Annotated in this window: 1 pseudogene; it reads right to left on the bottom strand. The window is 73.7% G+C overall.

The features are described 5' to 3' along the window. Nucleotides 1-40 precede the first annotated feature (40 nt). A pseudogene (locus BIU96_RS19665) lies at nt 41-338 on the bottom strand (transcriptional regulator); the annotation flags it as partial.

Raw genomic sequence — 338 nt, 5'->3', positions numbered from 1 at the left:
CACCGCGCCTCCCGTCTGTCGCGGGGTCACGACCACCGCCTCAGGCGAGTGCGCGCGCTCGCTCCGCGATCCGCTCCGTCGCCGCCCACGAGGCGAGCACCCGCAGGGCGTCCGCGGTGGGCGATCCCGGCGTCGCCGGGTAGATCGTCAGCGCCAGCCCGGGGTCCTCGGCGAGCTCGAGCGTCTGGAAGTGCAGTTCGAGGTCCCCGACCACCGCGTGGTGGAAGGACTTCACGCCCGCGTAGTGCCGCCGCACGTCGTGGGACGCCCAGAGCTCCCGGAAGTCGTCGCTCCGCATCGACAGCTCCCCGATGAGCGCCGCGAGCTCGCGGTCGTTC

Source organism: Curtobacterium sp. MCBA15_008, assembly GCF_001865065.1.
GTDB lineage: Bacteria > Actinomycetota > Actinomycetes > Actinomycetales > Microbacteriaceae > Curtobacterium.
Note: the sequence above shows the minus strand (reverse complement) of the source record. Positions and strands in the feature narration are given on the sequence as shown.